General features: G+C 47.6%; 20 protein-coding genes. 12 read left to right on the top strand and 8 right to left on the bottom strand.

Going from position 1 to position 20,537, the window contains the following annotated elements:
* The first annotated feature begins 5 nt into the window (after window positions 1-5).
* The 9 genes from AC3ITG_RS10445 to AC3ITG_RS10485 all read left to right on the top strand — a co-directional run bounded on the left by AC3ITG_RS10445 (window position 6) and on the right by AC3ITG_RS10485 (window position 9,474).
* Window positions 6-563, top strand: a complete 558-nt coding sequence (locus tag AC3ITG_RS10445; RefSeq protein WP_413377131.1) for a MarR family winged helix-turn-helix transcriptional regulator — start codon at window positions 6-8, stop codon at window positions 561-563.
* 46 nt (window positions 564-609) lie between these two features.
* Window positions 610-2,049: an aryl-sulfate sulfotransferase gene (locus AC3ITG_RS10450; protein ID WP_489253680.1), complete on the top strand. Its 1,440-nt coding sequence runs from the start codon at window positions 610-612 to the stop codon at window positions 2,047-2,049.
* 21 nt (window positions 2,050-2,070) lie between these two features.
* A complete protein-coding gene (locus tag AC3ITG_RS10455; protein WP_489253681.1) occupies window positions 2,071-3,126 on the top strand; it encodes an ABC transporter substrate-binding protein in 1,056 nt (351 codons plus the stop codon).
* A gap of 28 nt (window positions 3,127-3,154) precedes the next feature.
* Window positions 3,155-3,931: an ABC transporter ATP-binding protein gene (locus tag AC3ITG_RS10460; RefSeq protein WP_113052792.1), complete on the top strand. Its 777-nt coding sequence runs from the start codon at window positions 3,155-3,157 to the stop codon at window positions 3,929-3,931.
* Window positions 3,932-3,947: 16 nt separating this feature from the next.
* Complete coding sequence (locus AC3ITG_RS10465) at window positions 3,948-4,721, top strand: ABC transporter permease (RefSeq protein WP_064639209.1); 774 nt, start codon at window positions 3,948-3,950, stop codon at window positions 4,719-4,721.
* A 237-nt stretch (window positions 4,722-4,958) separates the two neighbouring features.
* Window positions 4,959-5,768, top strand: coding sequence for a DUF92 domain-containing protein (locus AC3ITG_RS10470; RefSeq protein WP_489253682.1), 810 nt, complete (start codon window positions 4,959-4,961; stop codon window positions 5,766-5,768).
* Between the two features lie 13 nt (window positions 5,769-5,781).
* Window positions 5,782-6,360, top strand: coding sequence for a TetR/AcrR family transcriptional regulator (locus AC3ITG_RS10475; RefSeq protein ID WP_379434504.1), 579 nt, complete (start codon window positions 5,782-5,784; stop codon window positions 6,358-6,360).
* Between the two features lie 74 nt (window positions 6,361-6,434).
* Window positions 6,435-8,369 carry an ABC-F family ATP-binding cassette domain-containing protein gene (locus AC3ITG_RS10480; protein WP_489253683.1) on the top strand — a complete coding sequence of 645 codons (1,935 nt, stop codon included), beginning with the start codon at window positions 6,435-6,437 and terminating at the stop codon, window positions 8,367-8,369.
* Between the two features lie 166 nt (window positions 8,370-8,535).
* On the top strand, window positions 8,536-9,474 hold the full coding sequence (locus AC3ITG_RS10485; RefSeq protein ID WP_489253684.1) for a hypothetical protein: 939 nt from the start codon (window positions 8,536-8,538) through the stop codon (window positions 9,472-9,474).
* Between the two features lie 181 nt (window positions 9,475-9,655).
* Here AC3ITG_RS10485 and AC3ITG_RS10490 read toward each other — a convergent pair whose 3' ends face one another.
* From AC3ITG_RS10490 to AC3ITG_RS10510, 5 genes are all read right to left on the bottom strand, one after another.
* Entirely contained in the window at window positions 9,656-10,696 is a 1,041-nt protein-coding gene (locus tag AC3ITG_RS10490) for a M42 family metallopeptidase (protein ID WP_413377145.1), read from the bottom strand.
* 117 nt (window positions 10,697-10,813) lie between these two features.
* Window positions 10,814-11,203, bottom strand: coding sequence for a LapA family protein (locus tag AC3ITG_RS10495; RefSeq protein ID WP_413377147.1), 390 nt, complete (start codon window positions 11,201-11,203; stop codon window positions 10,814-10,816).
* Between the two features lie 135 nt (window positions 11,204-11,338).
* On the bottom strand, window positions 11,339-13,129 hold the full coding sequence (pepF, locus tag AC3ITG_RS10500; RefSeq protein ID WP_489254450.1) for an oligoendopeptidase F: 1,791 nt from the start codon (window positions 13,127-13,129) through the stop codon (window positions 11,339-11,341).
* Between the two features lie 200 nt (window positions 13,130-13,329).
* The gene (locus AC3ITG_RS10505; RefSeq protein WP_413377149.1) at window positions 13,330-13,515 is read right to left on the bottom strand and encodes a hypothetical protein; all 186 of its coding nucleotides are present in this window, start codon (window positions 13,513-13,515) and stop codon (window positions 13,330-13,332) included.
* Between the two features lie 3 nt (window positions 13,516-13,518).
* On the bottom strand, window positions 13,519-13,752 hold the full coding sequence (locus AC3ITG_RS10510; protein ID WP_024629225.1) for a hypothetical protein: 234 nt from the start codon (window positions 13,750-13,752) through the stop codon (window positions 13,519-13,521).
* 163 nt (window positions 13,753-13,915) lie between these two features.
* On the opposite strand from AC3ITG_RS10510, the gene AC3ITG_RS10515 reads away from it, so the two are divergent.
* Entirely contained in the window at window positions 13,916-14,113 is a 198-nt protein-coding gene (locus tag AC3ITG_RS10515) for a cold shock domain-containing protein (protein ID WP_017689394.1), read from the top strand.
* Between the two features lie 137 nt (window positions 14,114-14,250).
* Here the strand turns inward: AC3ITG_RS10515 and AC3ITG_RS10520 are convergent, their stop codons facing one another.
* Together AC3ITG_RS10520 and AC3ITG_RS10525 are read right to left on the bottom strand one after the other, a co-directional pair.
* The gene (locus tag AC3ITG_RS10520; RefSeq protein ID WP_489253685.1) at window positions 14,251-15,420 is read right to left on the bottom strand and encodes an MFS transporter; all 1,170 of its coding nucleotides are present in this window, start codon (window positions 15,418-15,420) and stop codon (window positions 14,251-14,253) included.
* Window positions 15,421-15,456: 36 nt separating this feature from the next.
* A complete protein-coding gene (locus tag AC3ITG_RS10525) occupies window positions 15,457-16,797 on the bottom strand; it encodes a multi antimicrobial extrusion protein MatE (protein WP_489253686.1) in 1,341 nt (446 codons plus the stop codon).
* 179 nt (window positions 16,798-16,976) lie between these two features.
* On the opposite strand from AC3ITG_RS10525, the gene AC3ITG_RS10530 reads away from it, so the two are divergent.
* Entirely contained in the window at window positions 16,977-18,056 is a 1,080-nt protein-coding gene (locus AC3ITG_RS10530; protein ID WP_175381611.1) for a tetraprenyl-beta-curcumene synthase family protein, read from the top strand.
* Between the two features lie 54 nt (window positions 18,057-18,110).
* A complete protein-coding gene (pfkA, locus tag AC3ITG_RS10535) occupies window positions 18,111-19,082 on the top strand; it encodes a 6-phosphofructokinase (RefSeq protein WP_053783630.1) in 972 nt (323 codons plus the stop codon).
* Window positions 19,083-19,144: 62 nt separating this feature from the next.
* Here pfkA and AC3ITG_RS10540 read toward each other — a convergent pair whose 3' ends face one another.
* A complete protein-coding gene (locus AC3ITG_RS10540; RefSeq protein ID WP_489254451.1) occupies window positions 19,145-20,506 on the bottom strand; it encodes an MATE family efflux transporter in 1,362 nt (453 codons plus the stop codon).
* Window positions 20,507-20,537: the final 31 nt, after the last annotated feature.

Consider the following 20,537-nt stretch of genomic DNA (forward strand, 5'->3'; position numbering starts at 1 on the left):
ATGAAATGAGCAATAAGGACTGGGAAGCGTTGGAGAAGACAGATTGGTTGTTTCGTAAAATGGTCAGACGATTCGTGAAAGAACGAGATCGCATATCGGTAGAGGGGGTCAGTTTACCGGGCATGCTCATCCTGCACAAAATCATTCGTGAAGGGGAACAGCGGTTGGGGGATTTGGCTGAACAACTGGACTTCACTTCAGGTGCCATTACAGCTTTAACAGACAAGTTGGAGAAAAAGGGACTTACGATCCGCAGGCGCAAGGAAGATGACCGCCGGACGGTTCTGCTGGACATTACTGCAAGTGGACGGGAGATGTTTGCGCGAAACAGTAATATCGGTGCTCGATGTATCACGCTTCTGTTTGAGGGTTTTACTACGGAGGAACTGGAGCAGCAAAGCCAATTTTATGAGCGGGTGATAGCGAATCTGGAGGGGTTCTCGGATACGCTGCTGGAATTGGCAGAGAACAACGGGAAGAAGGAACACGATCCATCCACCGAAAGTGACCCTGAACAGAAGCAGCGGGAGAATACCGGGAAGAGCAATTATCTCAGTTATTAACGTTTGATCCGATGTGAAAACAAACAATCCAAGGGAGAGATGATCAATGGGACATTCAACAATTTATCCAACCGGGGCAACCGTATATAACCCTGATAAGGCTTGGGGCGGTTATACCGTCTATCAGGCAGGCGAGGAAGGGGTTGTACTGATTGATATGAATGGTAAGGAGGTTCACCTGTGGAAAGGGCTGCTGGGCTTTCCGGCCAAAGTCTTCCCCGGTGGCTTCGTATTGGGCAGCACGGGACGAAGAGATCCGAAGTTCGGTATCCAGGACAACGTCGATTTGGTTCAGGTGGATTGGTATGGCAACATTGTGTGGAAATACAATAGCTACGAACACATCGAAGATCCGGGATATGAACCGCTGTGGTACGCTCGTCAGCACCATGATTTTCAGCGTGAAGGCAATCCGGTCGGTTATTACGCCCCTGGGCTTGCACCAAAGACACAGAGCGGGAAGACACTGATTCTTGCTCATAAAAATGTGAATAACCCGTCCATTTCGGATAAACCTTTGCTTGATGATGCGATTATAGAAGTCGATTGGGAGGGCAATGTATTATGGGAATGGCTGCCGAACGAGCACTTTGAGGAACTTGGATTCGATGAAGCCGCCCGTAATGTTCTGTTCCGTGACCCGAACACACGCTCATTTGGACATCTCGGTGGTGGGGTGGGTGATTGGCTACATATTAATTCAGCTTCTTATGTCGGTCCAAACCATTTCTATGAGAATGGAGACGAGCGGTTCCATCCCGACAATATTATCTGGGATGCCAGAGAAGCAAATATTATCGCAATTACCGACAGACAGAGTGGAAAGATCGTATGGAGACTAGGGCCGGATTACTCTTTGCCTGAAGTGAAGCATATTGGCACTATTATTGGACAGCATCATGCACATATCATTCCCAAAGGTTTGCCCGGAGAAGGGAATCTGCTGGTATTCGACAATGGCGGCTGGGCCGGTTATGGCCTGCCCAATCCGGCTTCTCCATACGGCTTGAAACATGCCGTTCGCGATCATTCACGCGTACTGGAGATCAATCCGGTGACCCTGGAAATCGTTTGGCAATATACATCCGCAGAAGCGGGATTTTCCGTTCCGACAGATTCCTATAAATTTTATAGTCCATATATTAGCTCCGCTCAGCGTCTGCCTAATGGAAACACGCTAATTACGGAAGGCTCCAATGGCAGACTGTTCGAAGTTACATCCGAGTATGAGCTGGTTTGGGAATATATATCCCCTTATAAGGATGGACGGAACACCAATATGGTCTATCGTTCGTATCGCGTGCCTTATCACTGGGTACCACAGCTGGAGAAGCCGCAGGAGGTTGCCATTGAAGCCATTGATGTGTCCGCCTACAGAGTGCCGGGAGCAGCGTCCAAAGGTTCTGCATCCGTTGTAAGTGTTGAGATAACACTGCCGTTTGTTGAAGGTGCAGCCTGTGTGGCAACATCAGATGAAGGCAAGTAAGGTGGCGAAGAGCGACGAACAATGATTAGAACGAATGGGGTGCATATTGTGAGAAAACCATCCACCTTAACTGGTGCATTATTGATGCTCTTATCCATGTTATTGATATTATCGGGATGTTCTGCAAACGAAACGGTATCCGAAGCAAAAAGCGCATCCGGCACAGAGGCCAAAAAAGTGAAAATCCGGATCGCAGATACAAGTACAAACCCAACGTTCAGGGTAGCCATTGCCAAAGGTTTCTTTGCAAGCCACGGCATTGATGCAGAGAGCATTACGTTTGGTTCGCCAGCGGAAGGTGTAAATGCGCTATTTATCAAGCAGGTGGATGTTGCTTACGGGGCTGACTTTCCTGTATTGAACGCTTTGGCAAAAGGAGATTACTCCGTCATTGCTTCCGCAGGTCAGGCTACGAATGAAGCGGCAGTCGCGTGGAAGTTGTATGCCAAGAACGATATACAGAGTGGTGCAGATCTGAAGGGTAAAAAAGTAAGTTTCATCCGCGGTACATTTATTCCTTACCTGTGGGATGAATATTTGAAGGACCAGGGATTGGATCTAAAGGAGGTAACCCAGGTGGGTCAGGGAGCATTTGACGAAGCCTACATTGCACTAAAGCAGGGCGATCTAGATGCAACCTGGGTCATTGGTTCCGCCTTGACTGATAAGTTCGATGCGCTTGAAGGCGTGCATCAGCTCACCGATATGTCCCGAACTCCTGTACGTCTTGGAATGGGGCTCGTAGCAAGCAATGAGTTCATTCAGGCGAACCCTGAAACGGTGAGTGGTTTTCTCGCGGCGCTGAATGAAGCCTCCGTGTATGCCCAGGCACATCCTGAAGAGGTTGCAGACCTGATGTATAAGGAAACCAAGCAGCCTAAGGAGGCCACATTGAAGGATCTGCCAATCAATCCATGGGAAGTTGGATTTACCCAGGCAGCCTATGACAGTCTGGCAGGGCAGAAGCAATATATGGTGGATAACGGGATCATCGAACACGATTTTGATCTCGATAGCAAACTGAACCTGGAGCTCCTGAAGCAGGCACTGCCAGATAAAGTGACTTATAGCAAATAACTCGCAAAATTGCATTGGAGGTGTTCTCATGTCCTTACCTGCAGATCAGCATACGATTCGTATCGAGCAGCTTCGAAAAACATACAATGCCCCCACCCATGGGGACGTACATTATATTATCAAGGATGTCGATCTGGTCATCAAGGGAGGGGAATTCTTTGTCCTGCTCGGTCCCAGCGGATGTGGCAAGTCCACGCTTCTAAATATGATTGCAGGTTTTATCTCCAAGTCGGGCGGTCAGCTCAAGGTGGATAATAAGGAGATTGATAGGCCAGGCAAGGATCGGGCCATGGTATTCCAGCAGGCGGATTCTTCTCTCTTCCCGTGGCTTACCGTAAGGGAGAATGTGGAGTTTGGACTTCGGATGGCCAAGGTGCCAAAATCTCAGCGGCGTACAATATCAGACCGATACATCGAGCTTGTCGGACTGGGTAGTCATGAAGCCAAATTTCCAAAGGAACTGTCAGGTGGCATGAAGCAGCGGGTGCAATTGGCCCGGGTGCTAGCCAACGATTCGGCCATCCTGTTGATGGATGAACCCTTTGGAGCGTTGGATGCAATGACTCGGCGTACGATGCAGAAAGAGCTGGTCAATATTTGGCAGGAAACCCACAAGACCGTTATTTTTGTCACTCATGATATTCAGGAGGCGCTCTTGCTGGGTCAGCGGATAGGCATTATGTCAGTAGGGCCATCTTCCAAGATAACGGATATTTACGACAATGCACTGTCTTATCCGAGGAACATTGCCTCATCCGAGTTCAACACGCTATATGATCAGATTCAAAGCCATTTTGAAGAATAATTGAGGTGATAGCAAGATGAGATGGTTGGAGAAAAAGTGGGTGTCTATCCCTCTATTGTGGGTGACGGTTATTCTGATTTGGCAGCTAGGGGCCATGCTCTATGGACCTGACGTGATTCCCGGTCCGTGGGATACGATTCTTGGTGCTCGCGAATTGATTGCTGACGGTACACTGATGCAGTATATCGGAATTAGTTTTACACGTGTGCTTGCAGGTTGGGTACTTGGCAGTGTGATAGCGATCCCGGTAGGGCTTATCATCGGCAAGGTTCATATGATCCGGCTGTTTGCTGAACCTTTCCTTAATTTTATCCGCTTTATTCCGCCGATTGCGTTCATTACCCTATTCCTGGTCTGGTTCGGGATCGGGGAGCAATCGAAGATTGCACTCATCATGTATGCAACGTTCTTCATCGTTGTGTTAAATACGCTGACAGGTGTACTCTCCATTGAAGAAGACAAGATCCGGTCAGCCCGCAGTATGGGAGCAAACGAATGGCAGATTTTGCTGCATGTCGTTGTTCCGGCGACGACTCCGTATATCTTCACGGGGGTACGACTGGCAATGGGCACTTCCTATATGGCTATTATCGGCGCAGAGATGATTGCTGCGAATGAAGGCGTGGGTTATCTGATCTGGAATTCCCGATTATTCTTTCGCACAGATTGGATCTTTGTCGGACTAATTTCGCTGGGCTTTATGGGCTTTCTCACCGATCGGTTGTTCAATTGGTTTGGTCGCAGTGTGCTCTACCGTTATGGTGTAATTGGTGGAACGAAGCGGGTCTGAACTGGAACTTGAGGTGATGTAATCCTCGAATTCTTGGTCAAACGGAAGTAGGATCACTTATCTCAGTTTTATCGCAATATCATAGACCTGATTTGGTAGCTTTCAAAGTTACCGAATCAGGTTTTTTGTATGCGGGGCTAGGGAGTTTCGGCATTGGGATCAAACCGTGGTATAATTGAATTTCAAAAATATAAAACGTCATGTGGGCCATAGATGCTGCCACATGCAGGAGAACTTATGGACTGGATTATTGGCGCCGTATGCGCTTTTATTGTGGCGGGTGCTGCCTACGCGAAGAAGTCGCTAACCCTGTCCGGCTGCCTCGCGGCTGTGATCATGGGTACGATATATTACGGAGCGGGCAACCTGTTCTGGTTTGGAACACTGCTGTTGTTTTTCATTACCTCAACGCTGTTCTCCAAATTTCGCAAGGATCGCAAGCAGGAGCTTGAGAAATCGTATGCCAAGACGGGCAATCGTGATGCTGGACAGGTTATGGCTAACGGTGGAATCGGCATGTTTCTTGTTCTGGGGAACTGGATCCTTCCACACCCGGCCTGGATGTATGCTTTTATCGGTGTCATGGCTACCGTTACTTCAGATACATGGGCAACCGAGTGGGGAAGTCTCAGCCGTAAGCCGCCACGCTCTGTCGTGACGTGGAAGGTGCTGACTCCAGGTACCTCTGGAGGTGTTTCATTACTTGGGACACTGGCTGCTGCCATAGGTGGAGCTTTAATCGGCGTGGGTGCGTTTTTCTTTTCCTGGATTGCCGGGATCGGAGGCTTAAGTCTGCTCAGCTGGATGTGTGTCGGCCTTGTCGGCGGATTGGCAGGAGCTTTTGCCGATTCTTATCTGGGCGCGACGGTTCAGTATATGTATCGTTGTACTGTGTGCGGCCGTGAGGTCGAGGTAAGTGAACATTGTGGACACAAAACCGTTCGATCTCGTGGCTGGTCTTGGATGAGTAATGATCTGGTGAACGTGCTCAGTTCGTTGATCGGCGGATGTTTGGCGATCGGTTTGGGTATCATTTTGGCGTCGTAGGGAGGGAGTGCGTTTGAGCACTGTGCAAGGAGACAAATCGGAGGCTATTTTGGATGCAGCTTACGGTATTTTCGGTTCAAAAGGATTCTATGAGACGAAAATGTCCGATATTGCGGACGAAGCAGGCATCGCGAAAGGCACCATTTATTTATATTTCAAAAATAAGGAACAATTATTTATCGCCGTATCCAAGCGGGATTGCGACAGTTTTATCAGTCGCCTGGATCATGCGTTGAACTCACATCAGAGTACGGGGGATAAGCTCGGTGCGATCGCCAAGACTCACCTTACGTATTATTATGAGCGTCGCAATCATACCAAGCTGTTTTTTATGGCACCCAATAATGATCCAGACCTGATGAAATTCATGAAGGCATTTATGAATGAATATATGAGCATGGTGCGTGAGGTGTTAGAGAATGCTGGCGTGCCTGAGCCTGTGCTGCTCGCAGAAGCTTATATCGGGATTCTCGATCGGCTAAAGATGGATATTATGCTGAATCCGGAGTTTAACGAGGAACATCTGAATAAACGAATTGCCTTTGCAGCAGCTCTGTTTCTGGACGGATGTCGTTCCTTTTTGCAAGTATAGCGTTAGTGAGTGTAATTGCATCTTAAGTGCAGCTTCATATTGAATTTATTTTACAGAGAAGTAGGTTACGAGCAATGAACATAATGACGGTAGAGCAAGTTGCGAAAAGCTATGGTGAGAAAATATTGTTTAAAGACGCCTCATTCGGTATGGGCGATCAGGACAAGATTGGTGTCGTTGGTGTCAATGGAACCGGGAAGTCCACGTTTTTGCGTGTCATTGCAGGTATGGAGCCACCGGATGAGGGACAGATTTCGATTGGGAATGACGTGCGCATACAGTTCCTGGCACAGAATCCGCAGTTTAATCCGGATAATACAGTCTTGCAACAAGTATTTGAGGGCGACAGCCCGGAGATGAAAACGGTACGTGAGTATACAGAAACAATGGAGCTACTGGAGCTTAATCCTTCCGATCCGGCACTGCAAGAGCGTTTGTTGCGATTGAACCAGGAGATGGAGCAGCTTCAGGTTTGGCAGATGGAAAGTGAAGCGAAGAGCATTCTGTCCAAACTGGGAATTCGTCAATTCGATGCGCTGATGGGCACATTGTCTGGTGGACAGCGCAAACGGGTGGCGCTTGCTTCTGCGCTGATTCATCCCTGCGAATTGCTCATTCTGGATGAGCCTACGAACCATATTGATAATGATTCCGTAGTTTGGCTGGAACAGTATTTGCAAAAACGGCGCGGCGCATTGCTCATGATTACGCATGATCGTTATTTCCTGGATCGTGTAGCAAATGTGATGCTGGAGCTGGATCATGGACGTTTATTCCGGTATGAAGCCAACTATACCCGTTTCCTGGAACTGAAGGCTGAGCGTGAAGAGCGTGAATCGGCATCCGAACAAAAGCGACAAAATCTGCTGCGTACGGAGCTCGCATGGATTCGTCGCGGTGCAAAAGCACGGACCACGAAACAAAAAGCAAGAATTGATCGTTTCGAAGAGTTAAAGGATCAACAGGGACCCAATCGCTCAGGTTCACTAGAGGTATCCGTGGGTTCCACACGTTTGGGTAAAAAAATACTGGAGATTGAGCATCTGTCCAAATCGGCAGATGACCGCAAATTGATTGACGATCTCAGTTACATTGCGGTACCTGGTGACCGGGTAGGTATTGTCGGCCCGAATGGCAGCGGTAAATCAACTTTACTGCAAATGATTTCCGGTAAACTGGAACCCGATGCCGGGGAGGTAGCTGTGGGCCCGACGGTTAATCTGGGCTACTTTACTCAGGAGCATCAGGAGATGAATGAATCTCTACGGGTTATTGAGTACATCAAGGAAGTGGCCGAGAATGTGAAAACGGCTGATGGATCTCTCATTACCGCAGCTCAGATGCTGGAACGTTTCCTCTTCACCCCTGCGTCACAGTGGACACCAATCTCCCGTCTGTCTGGCGGAGAAAAGCGTCGTCTGTACCTGCTGCGTGTGCTGATGGCTGCACCGAATGTCCTGCTGCTGGATGAGCCTACGAACGACCTGGACATTCAGACACTTGCAGTACTGGAAGATTACCTGGATGATTTCCCGGGTGTTGTATTTGTCGTATCCCATGACCGGTATTTCCTGGATCGGACTGTGGATAAAGTACTGTCTTTTGAGGGTGGCGGTGCTGTTCGTGTGCATGTTGGGGACTACAGTGAATATGCAGAATGGATGCTGAAAAATGCCCCTGGATCTTCTCAGGAAAGTACGACGGGAACAGCAGCTAAAGTGAAACCGGCAACGGAGGAAAATAAACCTGCTGCCTCGGCGGCTAAACCTAAGCTGAAGTTCAGCTTCAAGGAACAGCGTGAATATGACCAGATTGATGAGAATATCGAAAAAGCCGAAGCTAATCTCGCCCGCATTAATAAAGAGATGGAAGAATCGTTCAGCGATTCAGCCCGTCTGCAGGAGTTAATGGCAGAGCAGGCGGAGGCCGAGCGTCATCTGGATGAACTGATGGAACGCTGGACGGTCCTGAATGAGCTTGCGGAACAGATTGAAAACAGCAAGTCTTAAAGTATTTTTTAATGAATCGTTCTCTCCTCAAAAGCGACTTGTAGTCGCCTTTTGGGGGAGGGCGATTTTTTTTGCATTGATGTAAATGAATTTATATGAAACGTTAACCATATTCAAACCGTTTATTAAATAAAGAATTCCATAGAAGGGGGAGAACACCACATCCATGTATAGAGAACTGAATGAACAATTGGCAGTGATCAAGGAAAAGGGAAGAATGTACGAGAAATGGAATGATCGGCTGGAGAAGCTGAATCAGGAGGAAGCGGAATGGAAAAGGAAAGTACAGCAGCGTCTGGAGCATCTGCAGAAGGAACAAAACGATGTAGATCGACTCAACAGTATGACGTTATCAGCATTCTTTTATCATTTAATCGGCAAAAAAGAGGATCGACTGGAAAAAGAAGAACTGGAGTTGATGGAAAGTAAGGCAGAGTACGATACAGCTTGCCAGATGTTAACGGATATCCAGGAGCAGCGTTCGCACGTGCAGCAGGAACTGGACGGACAGCGGCAATATCAATTCTGGCAGAGTGATTACAAGGTGTTATGGGGCAAGAAGGAAAACGATTTGCTGGAGAAAGATGCAGAATTACAGCAAATGGCTGAAGATCGGGAACATCTCTCGGGAGAACTTCAGGAGCTGAATGAAGCGGATCGAGAGGGGCAGTATCTGCTCGATGCACTTGAACGTGCTGAAAAGGCTTTATCCTCTGCGGGAAATTGGGGGGTATACGACATGATGGGTGGGGGTATGATCTCGACTCATATTAAGCGCAGCAGAATGGATGATGCTCAGGTTGCCATTATGGATGCCGGAAGACGTCTTCGCCGATTTCAGAAGGAGCTAGAGGATGTGAAGATGGCTGTACACACGGAATTACACCTTGGAGGCTTGCTTTCATTCGCAGACTATTTCTTCGACAATCTCTTTGTGGACTGGATGGTTCAAGACAAAATTCGCAAAGCAGAAACCCAGGTGAAGGATGGACTGAGTGCAGTGCGAAGCACGATGCGTGTACTGAAGAATGAGATCCGGGAGCACAAGGTGATGTTGGAGCTTCTGGAACGTAAGTATTGCGAACATGTTGAGCGAGCGGATTAAATCATTTCAAAGAAGAAGGACACTTCTGGCTTGCCCCTAAACGGCGCAGCTGAAGTGTCCTTTTTACATGATAAAAGTGAATCTTAGATATCCAAGTCGGCATGCCCGACAAGATTGAGATCACAACTCTGATCATTTATTCAAATGCTGTATTGCCATTCTACTTGTCCATGTTCACAATTTACTTGGTTGTAATATATGCAGCGAGCAGTCTCGCTGTATTCAGGACAGCGTCTTTATGCGTACGTTCCATGGAGTGAGAAGCGTGAACGCCCGGCCCAATCAATGCAGCGCGAATGTTATTTCCTCCACGTAATGCTGCGCTGCCATCGGAGCCGTATTGTGGATAAATATCAACGACATAATCAAGGCTTGCTTGTTTGGCAAGTTCGATCAGTCGAGTGGTCATATCGTAGTCATATGGTCCGGATGAATCCTTGGCACAGATGGATACATCCGTCTCCTTGCAGCTAAGGTCGTCACCCATTGCGCCCATGTCTACAGCAATCAATTCGCTGATTTCCGCAGGAATATAAGATGCACCGTGTCCAACTTCTTCGTAGTTCGAGATGAGCAGCGAAACGTTATGTAGTGGTTTCCAGTTTTCGCGATGTGCAGATTCCAGGATACCGAACAAGGCAGCTACGCTGGCTTTATCATCAAGGTGACGCGATTTGATATATCCGCTGGGCGTAATGACCGCACGTGCATCGAAGGAAATAAAGTCCCCTACAGAGATACCCAATGCCAAAACATCTTCCTTGGAAGAGACCACTTCATCAATACGGACTTCCATATGGCTCTCGCTTCGCTCAAACGTACGCGCATCCGGATAGACATGTACAGAAGGATGAAGGGAGAGGATGGTGCCTGTATAGGTCTTTCCATCGCGTGTGTGGATGGTGCAATACTCATTCTCGATACTGTTCATGGTAAACCCGCCGACAGAAGTGAGCTTCAGTGTGCCGTAGGAAGTGATGGAACGCACCATGGCTCCCAATGTATCCACATGTGCACTCAGTCCGATCGTTCTGGAAGAATCCTGCCCAGGCAATGTGAGCACAGCTCCACCTTTGTTGTTCAATTCAAAAGAGACATTAAGTGATTCAGCTTCCTTACGGATCATCTCAATAATATCGTGGGTATAGCCACTAGGACTGGGAGTATCGAGTAACTTTTTCAGAAAAGATAGGACATAGGATTCGTCAATGGTAAAACTCATATGGAAATTTCCTCCTCGTTAATGAATGTGCAGAAAGTTGTTCTAAAAACAGAATACAGCCTGTCTGGCAGAATGTACAATTCCATTCTTGATAGCCAGCAGGCTGCCTCTGATGTGTTACAGCGTATCCGAAGGATTTCCTTTTCGTTGACTCTGAATAGAATCGGACTCCACAGAAGCGTTGTCCGAATCGATCGTTCCGAATGTATCCATCGATTTAAACGAATCCAGAGAAGAGGAAGAGCTGCTTGCTGCGGAGCTTTCCAATTCGGATACACGCAGTTTCAATTGCTTGTTCTCACGTTGCAGTCGATATTGGCGGAAGATGCCATAAGACCCTACAATGATTCCACCGATTAGGGCGCAGCCAAGAATGAGCAGAATCAGCGGGATTTGAACCGTGTTAAATAGCAGGTTGACTTGTACGGAATCCACATTAATGACCGCAAAAATTCCGGTAAGTAATGCAAAAACTAGACCTGCGATGAGTGCCCATTGCATTTTCATGGTGGTGCCTCCTTGTTGAACAATTCAGAACTATGTAAGCAATTACCCTAATTCATGGAGCTTGCATCTTGCTTGATTATAAAATCCCTTGCCCATTTGGGCAAGGGATCAGGTCACATGGACGAGAAAGCAACCTTATTTCGTTAGTTGTTCCATTTGCTCAATCAGTTCCTTGAACACACTCATAGCTTCGCGAATCGGCTCTGGCGTAGACATATCCACTCCTGCTTTTTTCAGGATGTTGATGGAATAGTCACTGCCACCGCTCTTGAGGAATCCAAGATAACGGTCCACGGCAGGTTGGCCCTCTTCCAGAATTTGCTTGGAAAAACTGGTCGCTGCTGAGAAGCCGGTCGCATATTTGTACACGTAGAAGCTGTTATAGAAGTGGGGAATACGCGCCCATTCCATTTCAATATCTTTGTCCACCACCATGCTATCTCCATGGTATTTGACATTAAGGTCATAATAAATCTCGGAAAGCAGCTGAGGTGTGAGAGCTTCACCCTGTTCAGCACGCTCGTGAATAATTTTTTCGAATTCTGCAAACATGGTTTGACGGAATACCGTGGTACGGAACTGATCTGCATAATACGTCAGCAAGTATAGCTTTTCCTTCGGATCTGTCGATTTATTGAGCAGATAATCCATCAACAAGGCTTCATTCGTTGTTGATGCAACCTCAGCCAGGAAAATGGTGTACTGTGCATCACGATACGGAAGTGTAGTGTCCGAATAGTGGGAATGCAGTGCGTGGCCCATTTCATGTGCCAGTGTAAACATGCTATTCAGGTTATCTTTGTGATTCAACAAGACGTAAGGGTGGGTGCCGTAGGCTCCCCAACTGTATGCGCCTGAACGTTTATTCTCATTTTCGTATACATCAATCCAGCGATCATCATAGCCGGCCTGCAATGCGTCTGCATAATCCTTGCCAAGCGGCTTCAAGCCATCTTTAACAGTTTGTTTTGCTTCCTCGTAGGTAATGTCCATTTTGTATTCATCCACCAGTGGGGCGAAAAGGTCATACATATGCAACTTATCTACGCCGAGCAATCTTTTGCGCAGGTCCATATAACGGTGTAACAGCGGAAGGCTCTCATGAATCGTATCCACAAGATTGGTATAGACATCCTTCGGAATGTTGTCGCCGTAAAGGGACATTTCCATGACGGAAGGATATTTCCGAACATCGGCATAAAACATGTTTTTGGTTACGTTGGCGTTCAGAGCTGCAGCAATGGTGTTCTTTTGCTTGCCATAGGTTTCATACACCGCTTTGAAGGCACGTTCGCGAACTTCCCGATTCGGATTTTCCAAGAACTGAATATAGCTGCCGTGGGTTAGTTCCACTTCGTTTCCATGCTCATCCTTGATTTTTGGGAACTTGAGATCGGCGTTGTTCAACATGCTAAAGATGGTTTGTGGTGCCTGGGACAGGTTGCCCACCTGTGCGAGCAATGCTTCCTCAGCTTGGCTCAGTACATGAGCCTTTTCACGTTTCATCTCTTCCAATGTGAACTTATAAGCAGAGAGTTTCTCGTTGGAAATGAGGGCATCCAACTGATCATCCGGAAGGGACAAGATTTCGGGTGTAACATAAGATAGTGCTTCACCAACCTGCACGCTTAACTTTTGTGCTTTTTGGGACAGATTTTGATATGTAGGGCTAGCTGTGTCTTCATCTTGATGCATCCGTGCATACACAAAGAGGCGTTCGGTTTTGAGACTGATCTCATCTTCGAGTTCAAAACAGCTTTTGAGTGTCTCAGGTTTGTTCAGTTTGCCCTGGAATTCGGAGGCTTTCTTGGTCAAAGACGATACTTCTTCATATTCCTGATCCCAAGCTTTCTGATCGGCAAATAGATCTTCCAGTTTCCAGGTTTGTTCAGTAGGTACCTCGGAACGTTTCAATAGTTGACTCATGGGAATCCTCCTTTGATGAAGTGATGAATATATAGACGAAGCTGCCTTCGTCCCACTCGCTTGTGCGGAGAGAGACGAAGGAATCAGACTAAGTACCAGCAGAATGAACAGCGATTTGCGGTATTTCAACGGCCTTCCTCCTCACTATACGAATAATCCCGTATAGTATGACCTGAGGGGCTTTGAAATATTTGAAGAAGCTAGGCTCCCATATTGACCAAAAAGTAAACGATCAGGAAAAATGCGAAACAAATCAGCAGGGTGGCAATCAGAGCCATGCCCCGTCTTAGACGATCCGGGATGGAGTTGCGTCCCAGAATCAGCACGACTCCTAAGGAAAATGCAAGAATAATAAAGATGACAACATTGCTTGAGTCAAGCTGCATGGGCTAGACCCCTTTGAAGGCAGCCATCAATTGACGCCATTCGTCCTCGCGGTTCTCGAAATCTTCTTTCGGGAAGCGGCGTTCAGCCCAGTGCATCAATGCAGGACGGCTGAGGAATGTATGGCATTCTTCGCCCCATTCTTCCGAAATTTCACGAAGCACCAGATATTTGCCTTGAACTTCTACGGTCATCATATTCCACTTGTCTGTTTTGTATATTTCATGTTTTTTTATCATAGGTAGTCTCCAAACTAACGGTTTTGGTAAAATGATACCGTACCCTTGGATTCAAAGCAAATTTTTTCGACTTTTATGGAAAAGATAAATTGCAATGTAGAAGGTCATACAGTATAATGAGGGTATTCGCCATAGATGGCGATATTTTTAGGAGGTTGTTCATTTGAAAGGTACAGTTAAATGGTTTAACGCAGAAAAAGGCTATGGCTTTATTTCAGTTGAAGGCGGCGAGGACGTATTCGTACATTTCTCCGCAATCCAAGGCGACGGCTTTAAAACATTGGAAGAAGGTCAAGCGGTAGAATTCGAAATCACTGATGGAAACCGTGGTCCTCAAGCAGCTAACGTAAACAAATTGTAAGAATATTTCCGGTCATACGGATTTCTTATAAATGATTGGCTTCTAGCTGAATATATGAACCCAAGCACAGTCCCCCCATGGGAGGCTGTGCTTTTTTTGATATGTTGAGTTCCATAAGGGAAATCCTTGTTGGATGCTTATGTGTGGCTAGTCATGCTTGACCAAAGCTTCATGGAAAATCCAATAAGTGCGGCCAGGGAAAACGCCATCGCAGTGAGATAGAAGGTGTTTCTGTTGGTATACTCCAGCAGCAAACCTCCCAGTGTTCCGCTGAGTAGACCGGAAGCGCTGGACCACACAATGGTGAACAGGGCCATGCCAGTGGCGCGATAGCCATCCGGAACAAGGCGGGTGATATAACGGACAGCAGTCACATAGAAGATGCCAAAGGTCACGCTGTGCATTGTCTGAATGGCAACGACCGCCGCGGGTGTATCCGAGATGGACATCAGAAATAAACGAATCGTATACATCAGCGCAGCGATCGTGAGCAAAGGAAGTTCTTTGTAGCGATTGCCGTATCTGCTTAGCAGCAGAAATACCGGAATCTCACTGACCGAAGAGATCAACAGGGACCATCCAATCAGCCCTTCACTGGCACCTAGATCTTTCAGCGTAATGGTAAGAAAGGCTTCATTCATCCGGTGACCCAGAGCGAGCAAGAAAACGCAGCCGAAAAAGGTGAGGACATCCCTTCGTTTCAAGATGGACCAGAGTCCCGAAAGATCCATTTTAGTGCTGCTGCCCGAAGGCTGATCTTTTAATCGAAAACCGATCAGGAGTGTAGTCGCGGCCAGCGCGATACATACCCACATCGTCCATCCCGGTCCGAAAGATCCGAGAAAGTATCCGATGCTTAACGCAAAGAACGCATATCCGATCGAGCCAAATACACGAATGGAAGTGAAATTTCTCCCATACTTGCTCGCGGTTGTAATCGCCATCGTATCGGAAAGTGGATAAACCGGGTAGTAGAAAAAGTAAAACAGGGTCACCAGTACAAATACCTGACCAAAGGTTGTGGCATTTGCAAGCATGACACCTGTGATTAGTTGTCCGGCAAGCAAGATAATCATCACTTTGCGTACGGTTTTGTAACGGTCGCTGGCCATACTCCAGAACATGTTGGAGAATACGGATACGAGAGGGCCAATTCCGTACAGGTAACCGATTTCGGCCCGACTGAACCCCAGATGACTGAAATAAAGCTGGAAATACGATACCACCAGAACGGTGGAACCGAAGATGGTGAACATAAGTGCCCGCAGCCAGGTTTGATCTGGCCGGGCGGTAAGACTTGATTTCATGATGAAAGGCTCCATTCTTGATTACAGTTCAATTTATTATCCTTTGAGGGAAGATGATTTCCCGGATGAGGGTACAGACATGGTAGGTTCCTTCTGCGTACGCCGGATGACAAGCCAGACGATGACAAGCTCGGCAAGCAGGCCGAGGGATTGAGCCACTGCGCCGATCATGCCGTTCCACGCAGGGAATATGCTGACCAGAATGAGCAGGACGATAACCGTACATATGGCATTTGCCGTCTGGGAGCGAAACATCGTTTTGGTCTGTCCGCGCAGCAGAATCAAACCATTGCTGAAGTCGAGAAAAGGTGAAATCAGCGGAAACAGTACAAACGCACGCAGTGTCCACAAACTTTGCTGTAGCAGATTGCCCTGAACGCTCATTACATTTTCCAATACCCACGGTCCAAGTGGGGTGTAAGCTATCGATACGGTCATGGCAAAAGGAACAAATCCGGTGACCAGTGCGAACTTCTTCACAAGTTTGGCATCAACAAGATAGAAATTCAGCACGATTTGGTGGATATATGTAAAAAAGCTTAGCATCAGCTGCATCAGGCTACTCGCAACGGCAAAGGAAGAGATGGCCAGAGCAATCCCGGTCGTTTTACCAAGTACGATGTTAATGACGGGTCCGATAAACAGGGCCACGAAACTGGATAATAACAGCGGCTTGTAGAAGCGAAAGACGTCTGCCTTGTTTTCAACAGGATGATCCTCCAGCTTGGCTGGCATCTTGCGCTTGATGCTGTTTCCTTCGAGAAAACTGACCAAAGCCTCAATCATCATACCGACGGCAAAAATGATAGCGCCTACACGTCCACTGTCAATGCTGTCTGTATATATGAAATACAAGGACAGGCCATACATGCCGGCAAGGCGGAATAACATGCCGATCGTCAGCCATTTTGTACGGTTATTCGTAATAATGATGCCCTGATAGATGTTGCGGATGACCGAAAAGATGCTGACATACATGAGAATCTCGTAGACGTCGATCACTTTGGATAACAGATCCGGGCTTACGCCGAACAGATATTTGAATACACCTGTACCAATGGGAGAATATACGATGAGAAATCCGATCAGAAGTACACAAGCGAGAAATATTTTGGTCACAAACGTGAGGGCCTGAAAGGAAAGGCGATCCCGAACCAGCGCCGAACAGGTTTGACGCAGCAGGGTTGAAGGGCGCTCGGTGAGGGTCAGCAGGCTACCGGCAATGGCGTAGCTGGCAATGACTGTCTCGGGATGAGCGGAACGTGCGAGTGTACTGTTAATGATTACGTGCGAAATGGTAACGAGAGAGGCGGATATGCCCAGCGGCACAAAAAATGCAAATAACCGTCTCCACGAAAGTGGTTCACTTGACGTCATGTCAACGACTCCTTTGATGGATGAAATATGCCTAGTATATCACAAAGCCTTGGAAGCGGATGCGATTTTTTGTGCGGAATATGCGGGAGATCATTTGTACAATTAAGGGGATCATATTATAATAGGATTGGTTAAAAATCGCTCTAATACGTATTCAACCAAGTGGAGGCACATTTATTTTGAGCCAATCAAATCGAAATCGTCATCAATATCCGCGTGGACCGTTGGCATTGATGAGAGGGGTGTACAAATACACCATTCCGGAAACGCGGAAGGAATTGGATGGATGGCGTGCCCAGGCTGAGAAAATTCCGAATGAGGAATTGCGCAATCAGGCACTGGCCAGTCTCAGGGACAAGCAGTTCCACTGTGAAGGCGGGACCGTTTATGCTTTACCTGATTTGCCGAACAGGCACATTCTGATTCCACTGATCGTTTCATATCAGACTATTAGTGATTATTTGGACAATCTGTGTGATCGCAGTACATCGATGGACCCGAATGACTTTCGGCTTCTCCATCAATCAATGCTTGATGCGGTAGATCCCGAAGCAACCCCTGTCAATTATTACGCGCTCCGTGAGGAGCAGGATGATGGTGGATATCTAAGGAATCTGGTGACCTCATGTCAGGAGCTGACCCGTCAGCTGCCAGGCTATGCATCCGCCAAGCCTCAAATTCAGGATCTGGCAGGCCTATACACGGACCTGCAGGTATATAAGCACATCAAGCCGGAACTGAGAGAAACGGCATTGCTGGAATGGTGGTCGGAACATCGTCACCGCACACCTCAGTTCCGTTGGAACGAATTTGCCGCCGCTACCGGCTCTACGCTGGGCGTATTCATGCTGTTTCTGGCTGCGAGTGATGATCAGCTGACAGAAGAGCAGGCGGCTTCGATCCACACTGCCTATTTTCCTCATGTATGCGCATTGCACATTATGCTCGATTATTTAATCGATCAGGATGAAGATCGCATCGGAGGAGATCTCAACTTCTGCAATTATTATGAGAATGTGGAGACAATGCTGGACCGAATTGCTTTTATTGTGGAGATGGCCCGCAGTGATGTGCAGAAGATTCCGGGAAGTTCGTTCCACCGGATGATTATCGAAGGACTGCTTGCCATTTACCTGTCTGATCCCAAAGTCAGCGAACAACAGGAAGTTCGCGTCGTTTCCAAGCGTTTGATGAAGAATAGTCCGATGACAAGAGTATTTTTCTTTATCTTTAGCCGCTGGATTCGTAAGCATATGTAAGTCAGGCGTATTGTGGTGGGAGCCTGAAGTGAAACTAGAGGAGGAAGAAACATCATGACAGCAGTAAAGAAAATCGCAGTTTTAACGAGCGGTGGTGATTCACAAGGGATGAACGCGGCTGTTCGTGCGGTTGTTCGCAGCGGACTGTTTCACGGTCTCGAAGTGTACGGGGTTCAACGTGGATACCAGGGTCTTTTGAATAACGATATTTTCCCAATGGACTTGCGGAGTGTAGGGGATATCATCCAGCGTGGGGGAACGGTTCTGCAATCGGCACGCTGCAAGGAATTCTATACCGCTGAAGGTCAGCAAAAAGGTGCAGACATTCTGCGTGCACGCGGCATTGACGGGCTGGTTGTTATTGGTGGGGACGGTTCATACAACGGCGCCAACAAACTGAGCAAGCTGGGCATCAACACGATGGGTCTTCCGGGAACGATTGATAATGACGTTTCTTTCACCGATTACACGATCGGATTCGATACAGCAGTAAGCGTAGTAGTAGATGCAGTTAACAAATTGCGCGATACCATGTCTTCACACGAACGTTCTTCCATCGTTGAAGTAATGGGTCGTCACTGTGGCGATATCGCTTTACATGCAGGACTCGCATCGGGTGCAGAAACCATTCTTGTACCGGAAGTTCCGTTTGACATGGACGAAGTGGCAGACCGCATGAAAGCCAATTTTGCACATGGTAAACGTCACAGTATCATCATTGTTGCTGAAGGTGTGGGCAAAGGTGAGGATGTAGCGAAAGAACTGATGGAACGCTGTCCAACATATGAGCCACGTGTAACTGTCTTGGGTCACATTCAGCGTGGAGGTACGCCAACTCCGTTTGACCGTAACCTCGCCAGTCGTCTGGGAGATTTCGCCGTACGCAGTCTGATTGCAGGTGAGACAGACAAAGGTTGCGGTATTATCAAGGGAGAACTGACCCTGACCGATATTGATAAAGTTGTTAATACGAAAAAAGACTTCGATATGGTGACTTACGAGCTTGCACAGCGTTTGTCCCAATAATCCAATCAAAACCAAAAGAGCACAGTCCCTTCTTGCGAGGGCTGTGTTCTTTGTTATATCCTTTATTTTTTTTCTGACATACGTACCGAGGCTTGCTTCTGTACAAGGAACAATCTCCAGAGAAGCGCCGTTGCTCCAACTGCGAGGCCGGCAATGAGTCCGACCCAGTATCCAAAGGCACCGAGTGAAGTATACGTAGCCGTGATGTAGCCGACAGGTAGACCTATGATCCAGTACGCGACAAACGTTATGATCAATGCAGGATTCACGTCCTTATAGCCCCGAAGTGCTCCCTGCGTTGGGGTGGCAATGGCATCAGAGATTTGAAAGAAGATGGCGTAAATCAGGAAATGCTGTGTCAAAGCAATAACCTCACGATCATTCGAGTACACGCCTGCAATTTGTTCCCCGAATACCAGCAATACCACAGCTGTTAACAGAGAAAGCCCAATGGCACCTCCGATACCCAGGAGACTGTATTGCTTTGCGTCTCTCACACGCCCTGCACCCGTTTCGTAGCCCACAAGAATCGTAAGGGCCATACATATACTCACAGGTAGCATATACAGCGTAGAAGCGAAATTCAGGGCCGCCTGATGGGCAGCAATCGTGATCGTGTCGAACCGGCTCATCATTAATGTGACCGCTGCAAAGATGGAGGTTTCAAAAAAAGTAGCAAATCCGATGGGGACGCCGATCTTGAGCAGCTCTTTCCATTTGGTCAATGAAATTTTGGGCATTTTCCGAAAGATACCATATTGGGCAAAGGGCTCAATCCGGTGTACGAAAAAGAGGCTGAGGAGAAAAATGAGCCAGTATGTACTTGCTGTAGCCACACCTGCTCCGACACCTCCAAGTTGAGGGAAACCCCAGCGTCCAAAGATGAGCAAATAGTTCAGGAAGATGTTTACTGGCAACGAGACCAAAGTGATCATCATGGTGATCCGAGTCTGTCCAAGTGCATCCATAAAACTCCGTAGCACCGTGTAACCGAAAAGGGGAATAACGCCAAAAGCCAAGGCACATAGGAAATAGAAGGCGACTTGACTAACCCGCTGCTCCAAAGGCATTCCGTTTAGAATCGGACTGAGCAGCAATGTGCCTGCTGCAAGAACGACGATTCCGACAGCCAAACCGAGATATAAGGCTTGAATGACGCTATGACCAATCTTGTCATTACGCTTCGAACCGAGCAGGTGGGAGACGACAGGTGTAATGCCGATCAGAATACCACTTAGTCCGGTCTGAACCGGCAACCACAGACTTGTGCCAATGGCGACGCCCGCGAGATCAGCAGGGGAGAACTTGCCTGACATATTGGTATCGAAAAACGACATGGCAGAGAGGGCGATTTGTGTGGTGAAGATGGGTAAAAATATAATCAGGAATTGCTTTACTTTCTGAGAGAAGCTGGTGGTGGTCATGTTCACTGGCAGTGCCTCACTATTCTTAAGA

Source organism: Paenibacillus sp. GL_099_B, assembly GCF_057835695.1.